Below are 13,219 nucleotides of genomic sequence, written 5' to 3' on the forward strand. Positions count from 1 at the left end.
GTATAGGAGGTGGTAAATCGATGCAAAATGAGCGGGGATCGGCCTTAATTCTTGTTCTCCTTGTCAGTATGATTTTTACCATTCTTGGTGTAGCCATTCTAAAAACTAGCCTACATGGAACAGTGAGAACAGAGTATCGTGAGAGCGATGTACAAGCTATGCAAATCGCTGAGAAGGTATTGGATTTGGCTACCACAGAGGTACAGGTTTTGATGAAGGATTATGATGGTACATTGAATGTGGATACCTTTCTCACACAATATATCTCCAATCTCGATCAGAATGAACAGCTTCTCAATTCCATGAGTAAATTATCTGATGAAATGGGACTTCCCGGGGATCGTATCGACTTTGAGATCACTAGCATCGACCGCCTCAGCAAGGATGCCCCTGATCAGAATAGAAAACTATATGCAAGCTTGCAGGAAGCTAGTAAAGAGGAATATCTCGCTACCTTCCAACTCCGAGCAACCATCGAGATGGAGGATGGCGTAAAGCGTACACTGGTACAGGAATTATTAGTCAGTGCCTACCCGAGCTTTTTACGCTATGCCTTAGGGACAGAAGGAATACTGACCATCAATGGTGGAGCCTTCATCCAAGGGGATGTCTATGCTGGTAAGGGAACGCTTCCTAGTACCACGGCAAATTATTATTTTCGTGGAGTGAACGATGCATTTCAAACGTGTAAACCAACGATCAATGGAAGATTTTATCTCCCTCCATCTACAGAAAGTCTGCACGATTATGATAGTAACTTAACAAAATGGGGAACGACACAGTTTGATGGTGCAGTCAAATTCTTTTTCCATAATAATCAATTTCTCAGCGTAGACGTAGAATCCTCCTTCCAAGATCAATTACGCAATATTGGTTCCATCCCGAATTTAGGAGGTGTAGAGCAATTTAACACCTCCTTTTATCCGAAACCCTCTGAACCGTGGAAATGGAATGGAATTCAGATCACGAAATCCACCAAATTCTCCGATCGCCAGTCACCATTCTATCTCTATGACAACCTGGAAATTAATAATGGAGAATGGTTGGTCATCGAAGGCGATGTAGTGATTGAGCCCTTATCTCTCGGAGAAGAGGAACGACAGATTGCCCTTGAGCAGGGAATATTATTGCCACCAGATCCGCTCAGCATCACTGGGAATTTGTTAATAGAAGGAGAGCTCATCATCCGTGGGAATGTAGACTTCAATCATTCTACCATCTACGTAAAGGGAAATACCACCATCGATGAAGCCAATATTGCTGGCAAAGATCCCGTTGTGCTATTAACCAGTGGTGAGCTATTGATCAATCGAATCAATGAGTTTAATAATAAGTTCCAACCTGAGAAGAAGTTAAAAGCCTACCTCTATACTGATCGTAAAGCGATTCTTTATGGGGTCGGCTCTTACCTCAATATTGAGGGTGGCGTTTTTGCCAAGGAGAGCCTTGAGATCAATGCCGTTCGAGGAGAAACCAAGACCAATGGTGCTAAAACCAGGATCGGGTATAACCCTCTCCATGATGACCTGGAAAAATCACGGCTGAAAGTAACCTACGATCCTAGCTTCTATATTACGCAAGCAGATAGCTTGCCTCGCGTTGACCAAATCGAAGTGATTCGAGGAAAACGATACGTAGAATATGAGAAATAGAGAAGAAGCACCTAAGCGAAATATTGCTTAGATGCTTCTTCTCTCAATCTCTTCCATGAATCCTTTAATAGCGCCAATCATCATGCTTCTTCGGTACTACTGTTACCCTAATTTTCTTCTCATATTCGTAGACCTGTAGATTATCAGGATCCTGCAGCATCACACGGAGTGTAACATCTGCTAGACCCTCTCGTAGTGCAATGGCATATCCTTTATTATTAACCAGTAAAATGTCCGGTTTCGATGAGGACCACTCCTCACCGATCACAAGCTGATTCTGATCATAGTCTCTGATGTTTGTTAACTGATAGTTGATGCTCCTACCTGTTCCTCGTTCCAACTCAAGATCTGCACTATTTAGTCCTACAACATGTACTTCTCCTGATTGGAGTGGGATGCCATCTGTTGTTTTGGCAATCAACCTGGTAGTTCCTGGACTCTTCCCGATGAGATAGTTACCATGAATGGACGCCACGGGAGGACCAGTAATCTCAAAACTTAGCCCTGGTCGACAGCCTTTGGGTTGAATTTCATAGGAAATCGATTTACTTTGCCCCTGAAATAGGGTAATCGGACCAATCTGCTTTAGCCGATATGGGATTAAGCTTATCTCTGGAAATGGCTGTGAAAAGTTTGATTCTCCTTCTTGCTTTAAATAAGCATGTAAGGGATAAGCTGGCTGACTTAAGATCATCTCACGATTAACAGCTTTCAATTTGAACTGGAATGTATAGGGATTCGGCATCAACGTGTTTGGATCAATGCTAAACTGATCCTTAGGTAAGGATCCTTCTAATAGATCGCCTTGATCATTCTTCTGTACATTGATCCAGTCAGGCCTCTCGAAAGCTTCAAATCCCTCGGGAAGCTGTAATGAAAAGCTCCAATCTCCATAGGGGAATAGAGTATAATTTTGAACCTTGAAATTCTTATTTCCATCCTTTGCAGCTTCAGCCTCACCTAATTGAGCAAAGCCACGTAGTTGAAGCTTGCGCTCATTACTGCCATTATTATTGAGGTCGAAGTCATCTACCACAAAAACAATCAGCTTTGCATTTGGGTCCATATTGGATGGGAAGTTAATAAACACATCGTTCTTTCCACTTGGATCGGCGCCAGGATTATTCTTACTTGGATCAAGCTCTACCTTCCCATTTTTAAGTGCTTCGAGAAAGTCGATACTAGCAAAGTTGTACGTTGAATTATTTCCCTTCTGCTCAGTCTTTACCCAAAACCAGCTTGCTCCCCCCTCAGCTGATTGGGGAGAATTTTTTTTCTCATTTACTTTGAAGGCGATCTTTTCATTGACACCATATTGTTGAAGCTCATTACTCTTAATCACCATGGGAAGGAAGGTAGCATTCTTGAGATCAAATGGTTGATTCACTAAACGGTTGGCACCGATCGTATAGGATAACTCTACTTGATTGGATTTATCCGTATTTAGTGGAAGATAGGCCTGCTTTGGTGAGCTTAGTAAATTGAAGGGTTCTGTCACCAAAACAAACTCAACTTGATCCTTAGCACCTGATTGATCCCATGCCTCAATACGAATCGGTACAATGGGGGGGAACTCAGTCAATTGAAGATCCTTTGGTGAGACATCTAATGAGATGGTACTTCCCTTTGTCACCTTCTGATACTTATGTTGCAAACTGTGTCCTACTGTCTGGGAGGTATGATTAATATTCACCTCCACCTTGTTAATCCAGTGGTCTTTAAAATCATAATCATCCACACGAAACTTGAGATGAATGGTCTTCTCTGGACTGTGTGATACCTCATTTCCATCATTAAGCTGTGGTGAGAGCACACTAATAATCGGTGCATGGTTGGAGCCCATGAATGCACGATAGATCGTATTCACAAGCAGCTTCTGTTCATCCTCAGTCGGTGGATCTAATACATTTCGATAGATATCCCACCTTAATAAATGTCCGCTTCCTGAGAATGTAATATTCCCTTTGGAATAGGTGTAATAGTGATGCCAGGTGTCATACACATTATCACGCCACTTAAAGATGCTGTCATTATCAATATTGAACCAAGGAATAATTGAAGGGTCCTCTAAATCTAGCTGAAAATATTGATTATGTGTATTAGATACAGTTATTTGCTCAGGTAATAGGAAAGGGTATTGGGTAATTAATCCTTGATTAACACGGATCGCTTTTGTTGATGGAAAAAAAGCATTTAACCCCATACTATCCCATGTGTCTGTCTGACCAATAATAGAGCGAAAATTTTTCGTCCAATCATTCTCAATCGGGTTCCATAACCAATTCTCTGCATAGATGGAATCATGGGTAAACATAACTGATTGACCGCTAGCAATATATTGATTTATAGAGTTGAGCACCTCTGATGGAATCCGCTCTGGCTTCTTATTCTCCTTGGAATTATACAGATCCTTAAAGCCGAAGATCACCATATTATAGTTACCATTGAGCTGTTCATGTGTTGATTCGCAAAATTCTGCATAGGTCACGGCATCGGTTTCAATCTGATAATCCTCCGACTCTAATAGATTCTGTGCCATCAGCTCATCAGCCTTAAGATCAAGGTCATCCAAATTTTTCTTCACCTGTAATACCTTAATCTTTGTTAGATGATCTCGAAAGCGGAAGGAATTCTCAACATAATCCTGTCTCTGACTAGATTCATCGATAATGTTCAGTTTCCAATAGTAGAGACCTGAATAGCCATGAGGCAATTGATAGCTAAGGGTATAGGTACCATCTTTATTCCTTACCAACTCCTCAAGGTTCGAAGAAACAATCACTTCATCCATTGCTTCAGTTTCTTCATACTGATGATTATAGTTAAAGTCGATGAAGAGCTTAACCTTCAGCTGTTGAGGTTGGAACTTGCCTTCATTGGGAATGGAAAAGTTAAACTTGATTTCGTTTTCAGGCGAATAATAATGAGCTGTGGAGTCCTTATATGAGATTGGATTATCTAGCAATTGAATATATGGGCGTGGATTCGCATCCATGTAGGTTCGAAGATCTCCGATAAAACGGTCACGATCTTTCACAGAGGTAATGACGCCAAAAATATTCTTCTCCCCATACACTTCCTCATCTCGATAGAAAAGCACTCGCTCTGGATGCTCCTCCCAGTACGGACCAAGCACCTTCTTGATATTTCCTTCTCGATGGACTCCTACTAAATAATTATCTGAAGTAAATGCTCTAGGAAGGAGAACTGGAATCCCTTTATCAAGATAGAATTGGATAATTTGTTCTGCCTTATATTGAGTGATATCATTACTACCGAAATATGTATTTAGACCGATATTAACCTTTAGTGGATAATAGTTGCCTTTTCCAAACATGATTAAGTCATACTTGCCATTCAATTCTTCCCGTAAGGCAACAAATTGCTTCATGGAGATAAAGGTGGCTTCTACCTCCTGCTCTCGAAATAGATCCTGATAAAATTGGGTAAGCTGCTCTTCAAGCTTATTCTGAATGAAATCGATTTGGTCTTTATCATAAATATAGAGCACCTTCGCCGCTGGCAGCCCCGCTCTTGGATCTGACGCATCGGATGCACCATCTGCAGCCAATGATGGCAAAGCACTAGTACAAACCAAGACTACTGCGATGAAGAGTGAGACGATTTGCCGATAGAATTTCACTTGAATCATCCTCCCCCAGCCCCATATTCCTCTTTCAATTATACCAAAATTCCTATTATTCACGAATTTACCACCCCAAAAATGGAGTGGTAAATAGAGATGATTTCGATTTTTCGCCATAATTATCAGGGCCTTTTCTGTAATCAGCGTCCTTATCCCTGCTCATACACCGCTACCTTGTTCCGTCCTGCTTGCTTCGCTCCAATATACATAGCACGGTCAGCATGACGAATGAGACTAAGGGGATCCTCAGCGTGCTGCGGATAGTTAGCAAGTCCCATGCTGACGGTGATCTCTACTTCTTCCATGTTCTCCTCTGATGTCCCCTCGCATTCTAAGTCATTACAAACCTGAATGTGGCTCTGTTCGATCTTCTCCCGTATGCAGTCAGCAAATTCATATGCCTGATCCACATTATACTCTGGTAGCACTACCACGAACTCTTCCCCACCATAACGGGCAACAAAGGCATCCTGAAGTTGAAGTGCCTCCACCTCACCTTGCATCAGCTGAGCGATATGTTGGAGGATTTGATTCCCTGCATAGTGACCATAACGATCATTCACCTGCTTAAAGTGATCGATATCTAACAGAATGAGAGACATAGTGGAATTGGGTGTTAATTCTTGGAATAGTAAATATAATTGACGTTCAAAGTAACGATAATTATAAAGACCCGTCATCTCATCCACTTCTGCCCTCTTTCTCGTCTCTTCAAAATGCTCCGCATTTTTCAAGGCAATGGCTGCTTCAGAAGCTAGGATACCTAAAAGCATCTCATCTCGCTTCGAGTAGACCCCTGCCTCCTGAGTGCTCAGCGTAAGCACGCCAAATAAATTACGATTAATCAGAAGGGGAAAGGCTACAATTGAAGACTGTGGTTGAAAAAGTAGCGGTTCATGCTCCCAATGAGCCTCCCTTCTGCTTTTGGTGGTACGGATGATCTCTTGGCGCTCTGCTGCTAACCCACTCAAGCCTTTTCCAATGGGAACAGGTGTCTGCAGGAAGACAGCTTCAACCTCTGGAGTTACAGCAGGTCCATCGATGGCAACAGGTGCTAAGTGATGCCTCTTCTCATCAACAAGAAAGAGATAGGCAAAATCATATTGAGCCAAACCCTGTAATGATTGAATCAGTTCCTTTACCACCTCATTTACCTGCAGCTTGGACGTCAGAAATTGTGAGATCTCATTAAGTCTAGATAGACGGTGATTCAGCTCTTGAAGCTGGTGATAAAGGCGAAAAATATAGGAAAAGGCAAGGATGGGAAAGGCCATATAAAAGAGTGAACCAACACCCATCATTTGATACAATCCATAAATGATAAAGCCGATGGGAAAGAGAATGACATAGGTGAGTAACTCCTGCCAAAAATCTTCAGCAAAAAAGTTCTCCATCTTCTCCTTGTTAAGCATGCTCCGTGCCGACTTCACCAACAAACGATTCAGCAACAGATATGCCAATACATAAAGAATTACGAGGAAAAGATCATGGCTGGTATACGCAATTAAGGGCTTCCCTAGCTCCCCACCAAGATAGTAATAGAAGAAGCCGGACCCCAGCGATGTATAGAGCAGGATAAGTAGATTGATAGCGATCCGTTCAATAGAAAAAATCCGCAACGCAATAAATGCGGAAATATGAGCTAATTGGGTTAAAAATGCCTCTGCGAAAACTCCATATTCAAGGAAAAATGGGAGCGTGATGGCTAGCGACATGGTAAATGCTTCGCCATGAATGGTGAAAGGAAATAGATTTACCAGAAGATAGAGAAATAGAAAGGCAATAAAGATCAGAAAATGATCTTCCACTTCCATAAAAAAATGTTCAAGAGTAGCAAAGTTAAAAAACAATAGATATGACCCCAGTAAAGAGGTTATAATAAGCCACCGCTTCATCTTATCTTCCCCCCCTCCCTATCGTGATTCTTATTGCCTATTTCAGTATTTAAAACATGATTCTTTATACCTATGGGACTATTATACATGGAAATGAGTTTGAATGGAATACATTTACTGGGATGGATAAAAAAACGCCCTCTCCCTTAAAGGGAGAAGGCGTTACACATCTTTTGCTATGGTTTTGTATGAGTTACCTGCCGCTTTTCTAGAAGTTGGGTTCCCACCTTCCAGATATCTGTTGCCCCCATAGTGAGGACAAGATGATGCCCTAAATCCTTATTAAGGAGATATTGTAAAATCTCATCCTTACTTGCTACATAATGAACATGCGAATTACTTTTCTCCTTGATTAATTCAGCAAGGCGCTTTGCACTTACACCCTCGATCTGTTTCTCACCTGCTGGTGAATAAATATCTGTGATGATCACTTCATCTGCATCAGCAAAGGCCTGACCAAATTGCTCAAAAAGATAGTAAGTACGGGTATAGCGTTGTGGTTGAAAGATCGCTACAATTCGTCGACCTGTTCCCTTGGCTGCTTCAAGTGTTGCACGAATCTCCGTTGGATGATGAGCATAATCATCCACAATGAGACAATCATCGATGTCACCGATGATTTGAAAACGCCGTTTCGCATTGGTAAAATGCTGCATCGCATCAGCAATACAAGAGAAACTCACACCCAGGAACCGTCCCACAGCAATGGCTGCTAGAGCATTGCTTACATTATGCTTTCCAGGCACCGGCAATGTAATCCGACCTAATGGTTTACCATACTCCAGTAAATCGAAGGAAATGGAGCAGTTCCCCTCTTCAATATTGATAGCTTGGTAATCCCCTGCACCTTGGCGACCATAAGTGATCACTTCACCGCGGAGTTTCGGGAGCATCTCACGGAGATGGAGATCATCCATGGAGATGATGGCCATGCCCCCTTCCCGCACTTGAGAAAGATATTGCTCATAGGCTGCTAATAAATTGCTAAATTGTCCGCCATAATTCTCTAGATGGTCCGCTTCAATATTGGTCACAACGGAGAGATAGGGATGATAATGCAAGAATGAACGATCACTTTCATCTGCTTCCGCCACCACATAAGGGCTTTTACCTGCTCGAGCATTCCCACCTAGTCCAACCACATTGCCGCCGATCAAGAAGGAAGGATCCAACTCAGCATGGGTTAATAAGAAGGCGATCATGGAGGAGGTGGTGGTCTTTCCATGGGAGCCTGCTACGGTGATCCCTTTCTTCTCATTAACAAGACGGGCTAACATCTGTGAGCGATGAAAGAGAGGAATTCCTTGTTCCTTTGCTGTGATCATTTCCACATTCTCAGAAGGAATACCTGATGAATAGACGACCCAGTCCGCACCATTCACATGCTCAGCTGCATGACCTTGATAGATGGTTACGCCTAATTCTTGTAATTGCTTGGTTAATTCATTCTGTTGCATATCAGAGCCAGAGACTGTATAGCCTGACTCCACCATGATGCGTGCAACGGCACTCATCCCATATCCTCCGACTCCAATAAAATGAACATGCTCTTTGACGGACACGTCCCTCATCTCCTTCATCAGACTTGCTTCTTCAACCATTGACGCACTTCAGAAATAAAATAAAGTGAGCCAGTAACAATACAGACATCCTCCTTGGACAAGGTAGGAAGCGTAGCTTTCCATGCCTCATGCCAATCAGCAAAGACTTGAATTCGTTCTGGTGATAAGTACTTCGCTGCATGTTGCCCCAATTCTTCGGCAGAATGTGCCCGCCGATCGGAGAAGCTGGTACAGATTAGTTGATCAGCCATCGGTGCAAGATCCTGAAGCACCGCATCGATCTCCTTCCCTTCAATAGCACTATAGATGATAGTAAGTCGCTTATCCTTTAAAGGGATTTTTACTGCTCCTTCTAGCTCCACCTCGACTTCTTGAATGGTCTTCGCCAGACTACGTGCTCCTGGTTCATTATGAGCACCATCGAGGATAATGAGTGGGTCCCGTTTCATCACTTCAAAGCGACCTGCCCATTTGGTCTTTTTCATGCCCTGACGAATGGTCTTTTCCTCAAGGATGGTGGCATAGTAGCTCTCCAAAACCTCCAGTGCCTTCAGGGCAACTGCGGCATTCAACTTTTGATGCTCACCAAGTAAGGGTAACTCCACCTGATCCAATTGGTGAAATATAGATCGATATTGTATGGATTGATGAACGCCCATCTCATCACCCGCCTGTTTCGGCATGGTGATCGTTGGAGCTTCCACCATCTCAGCAAAAAAATCCTGATTCCACTGATACACCTTCGCCTTTTTCGCTTGAGCCACCCGTTCAATCACAGGCCATGCAGGGTCATCTGGAGCAACCCCTGTAATCACAGGAACCCCTGACTTAATAATTCCTGCTTTCTCCTCTGCGATTTTTTCAATGGTATCGCCCAATATATTTATATGATCCCGACCGATAGTTGTGATAATTGAAATGATGGGAAAAATCACATTGGTGGCATCGAGACGACCACCGAGTCCTGTTTCCCAAACGACGAAGTAGGGACAGCTAATCTCACGATAGTAGAGGAGTGCTGCTGCCGTAATCACCTCAAATTCAGTGGGGCTACCTAAAGGACCTTCTGCACATTTGTCCACCAAAGGCTTGATTCGATTTAATACGGTAACGAGATCCTCATCAAGTATATCTTTACCATTAAATTGAATTCGATTCTGAAATCGCTCGATATATGGCGATGTATAGAGACCCACGTCATAACCAGCTTCGTTAAGAACCGTAGCAAGGTATGAAGCAGTTGATCCCTTCCCATTGGTTCCAGCAATATGAATAAATTTTAGGTGTAATTCTGGATTATCCAGTTCCTTTAAGAGCCATTCCATCCGACGTAATCCTGGCTTAATTCCTAAAGAGACGAGACCGTGTACCCAATCGATTGCTTCCTCAGCGGTTTGAAATGTAGCCACTTTAGACACTTCCTTTATTTCACCATTTTTGTTTGTGCAATTTACATTTGTAATTCTTTAATACGTCCCTTTACTTTTTCACGCTTGATTCGATAATCATTGGCCTTTTCACGCTCTTGTGCGACCACTTGCTCTGGTGCCCGTTCAACGAATTGTGGATTGGACAATTTCTTTTCAGCACGAGCCACCTCTTGATTCAAATCGGCCAGTTCCTTTTCTAATCGAGTAATTTCTTGCTCAATATCGATTAAACCTGCCAGTGGTAAATAGATATCTGCTCCGGTTACCACAGCTGACATGGCCTTATCAGGTCGTTGAAGAGCAATGTCGATCTTCAGCTCCTCAGGATTGCAGAAGCGCACAAGATAATCATGATTCAATTCAATATCCTTGGCAAAATGCTCATCCTGTGGCTGTATCCAGAGCTGAATCTCCTTAGACATGGGCACATTCACTTCCGCACGAATATTACGAACAGCACGGATGATGGACATGATCACTTCCATTTCCTCTTTCGCTTGAGGATCATTGAATTCAGGCCGTTGTTCTGGCCATGACGCCACCGTAATACTCTCACCCTCATGAGGAAGATGCTGCCAAATCTCCTCGGTAATAAAAGGCATCATAGGATGCAAGAGCTTGAGGAGCTTATCCAGCACATAGACCAATACAGACTTGGTCTGCTGTTTAGCATCCTCCTGATCACCGTAGAGATAGAGCTTCGCTAATTCAATATACCAGTCGCAGAAATCATCCCAAATAAAGTTATGAAGAACGCGGCCTACTTCACCAAATTCATACATCTTCATCAAACGATCTACATCCGCAATGGTCTCATTGAGACGGTGAAGAATCCAACGATCTGCTGTACGTAATGAACCAGATAGATCCAGATCCTTAAGGGTAAAGCCATCCAAATTCATGAGGACAAAACGGGATGCGTTCCAGATCTTATTGGCAAAGTTCCGAGCAGCCTCCACCCGCTCCCAATAGAAGCGTTGGTCATTCCCTGGAGTGCTTCCAGTAGCTAGCATATAGCGCAAGGCATCAGCACCATACTGATCAATGACATCCATGGGGTCAATCCCATTACCTAGCGACTTGGACATTTTTCTTCCTTGCGCATCACGGATTAGTCCTGTAATAATCGTCTCCTTAAAGGGGATCTCCTCCATAAATTCTAGAGAGGTAAAGAGCATCCGCGCTACCCAGAAAAAGATAATATCATGACCTGTTACTAGCACATTGGTAGGGAAGTACCGTTCTAAATCAGCAGTTTTGTTAGGCCAGCCTAAGGTAGAGAAGGGCCATAGCGCTGAGCTAAACCAAGTATCAAGCACATCGGTATCCTGTTCGATGTTCGTGCTACCGCAATGAGCACAATGTGTAGCATCCTCACGAGATACAGTAATCTCACCACAATCTGCGCAATGCCAAGCAGGAATGCGGTGTCCCCACCATAGCTGCCGTGAGATACACCAATCTCGAACATTCTCAATCCAATGAAGATAAATCTTTTCGAAGCGTTCGGGAACAAACTGAACCTTACCTTCTGTCCGTTGCCGTTCAATGGCACGTTCTGCTAATGGCTGCATCTTCACAAACCACTGCGTAGAGAGATAGGGTTCAACAACTGCCCCACTTCGCTCAGAGTGACCAACACTATGGAGATGCTCTTCAATTTTAACAAGCAGACCCAGGGTTTGCAGATCCTCAACCACCCGTTTACGACATTCGAAGCGATCAAGGCCTTGATAGTTGAGCGCATGCTCATTCATAGTTCCTGTCTCATCCATAACCGTAATAGGCTCTAAGTGATGACGGAGACCGATCTCGAAGTCATTAGGGTCGTGAGCAGGTGTTATTTTCACAGCACCACTACCAAATTCACGATCTACATAATCATCTGCAATGATGGGGATAGCCCGACCTACTAAAGGTAGGATAGCCTTCTTTCCGATCAGAGCTTGATAGCGTTCATCATCAGGGTGAACAGCAATGGCAATATCACCAAGCATGGTTTCTGGACGGGTAGTGGCAATCTGAATATAGCCAGATCCATCCTCTAAGGGATACTTGATGTGATAGAGCGCGCCTTGCACCTCTTTATAAATAACCTCAATATCCGATAGGGCTGTACGTGCAGCAGGGTCCCAGTTGATAATATACTTGCCTCGATAGATCAAGCCTGCTTCATAGAGTCGAACAAAGACTTCACGAACAGCTTGCGAGAGACCTTCATCCAACGTGAAACGTTCCCGACTGTAATCCAATCCTAATCCCAGCTTTTCCCATTGCTGACGGATCTGTTCAGCATAGGATTCCTTCCACTCCCATACCTTCTCCACAAATTTCTCTCGCCCTAAATCATATCGGGAAACACCTTGTTCACGCAACTTTTCTTCCACTTTTGCTTGTGTAGCAATACCTGCATGGTCCATCCCTGGTAGATATAATGCGTCAAAGCCCTGCATCCGATGAGCCCGCGTAAGAATATCCTGTAATGTGGTATTCATCGCATGACCCATATGAAGGCGTCCTGTCACATTAGGTGGTGGGATTACGATGGTATAAGGTGGTTTATCGCCACCTTTCGCTTCAAAGTACTTACCTTCTAACCAGTATTTATACCAACGAGATTCAATCTCCTTGGGATCGTACTTCGTTGGCATCTCTTCCATCTGGTTCATCCATTCCGACTCCTTTCGTCTCCAAAAAATATAAAAACCCTTCCATCCAAAAGGACGAAAGGGTATTTTCGCGGTACCACCTTTTTTCACAGGGCGCAAGCTGTCCCTGTGCACTTCCATGATAACGGCTCAAGCCGACCCACTCTACCACAGGATGCTCTCCTTGTGCTCAAGTGGATTACTCGAGGACGACTTCGATCTTTTCACTATAAGAAACCTTGCACCCTAGGGTTCCTCTCTCTGCATAGGAGTGAAGATCTACTACTTCCTCTCATCGTCATTCCATATTGAACTTTATAACACTTATCATACTCAGTTTTATGCAAAACGTCAATTCATGTTGTCAAGATGAGCCTAGCTTGCAT

General features: G+C 43.3%; 6 protein-coding genes and 1 other annotated feature. Of the genes, 1 reads left to right on the forward strand and 5 read right to left on the reverse strand.

From position 1 onward, the window contains the following. Positions 1–20 precede the first annotated feature (20 nt). On the forward strand, positions 21–1,652 hold the full coding sequence (locus BN1691_RS01580; protein WP_048600486.1) for a pilus assembly PilX N-terminal domain-containing protein: 1,632 nt from the start codon (positions 21–23) through the stop codon (positions 1,650–1,652). A 64-nt stretch (positions 1,653–1,716) separates the two neighbouring features. Here BN1691_RS01580 and BN1691_RS01585 read toward each other — a convergent pair whose 3' ends face one another. From BN1691_RS01585 to BN1691_RS01605, 5 genes are all read right to left on the reverse strand, one after another. Then, positions 1,717–5,295: a DUF5057 domain-containing protein gene (locus tag BN1691_RS01585; protein ID WP_187116839.1), complete on the reverse strand. Its 3,579-nt coding sequence runs from the start codon at positions 5,293–5,295 to the stop codon at positions 1,717–1,719. Between the two features lie 152 nt (positions 5,296–5,447). Then, positions 5,448–7,193: a GGDEF domain-containing protein gene (locus tag BN1691_RS01590; RefSeq protein ID WP_048600488.1), complete on the reverse strand. Its 1,746-nt coding sequence runs from the start codon at positions 7,191–7,193 to the stop codon at positions 5,448–5,450. A 176-nt stretch (positions 7,194–7,369) separates the two neighbouring features. Further along, on the reverse strand, positions 7,370–8,755 hold the full coding sequence (gene murC, locus BN1691_RS01595; protein ID WP_048600489.1) for a UDP-N-acetylmuramate--L-alanine ligase: 1,386 nt from the start codon (positions 8,753–8,755) through the stop codon (positions 7,370–7,372). A gap of 17 nt (positions 8,756–8,772) precedes the next feature. Beyond that, positions 8,773–10,164: a bifunctional folylpolyglutamate synthase/dihydrofolate synthase gene (locus tag BN1691_RS01600; protein ID WP_048600490.1), complete on the reverse strand. Its 1,392-nt coding sequence runs from the start codon at positions 10,162–10,164 to the stop codon at positions 8,773–8,775. 41 nt (positions 10,165–10,205) lie between these two features. Beyond that, positions 10,206–12,854, reverse strand: a complete 2,649-nt coding sequence (locus BN1691_RS01605; RefSeq protein ID WP_048600491.1) for a valine--tRNA ligase — start codon at positions 12,852–12,854, stop codon at positions 10,206–10,208. Between the two features lie 47 nt (positions 12,855–12,901). Next, positions 12,902–13,138, reverse strand: a binding site (T-box leader). Positions 13,139–13,219: the final 81 nt, after the last annotated feature.

It is taken from the genome of Rubeoparvulum massiliense (assembly GCF_001049895.1).
GTDB lineage: Bacteria > Bacillota > Bacilli > Rubeoparvulales > Rubeoparvulaceae > Rubeoparvulum > Rubeoparvulum massiliense.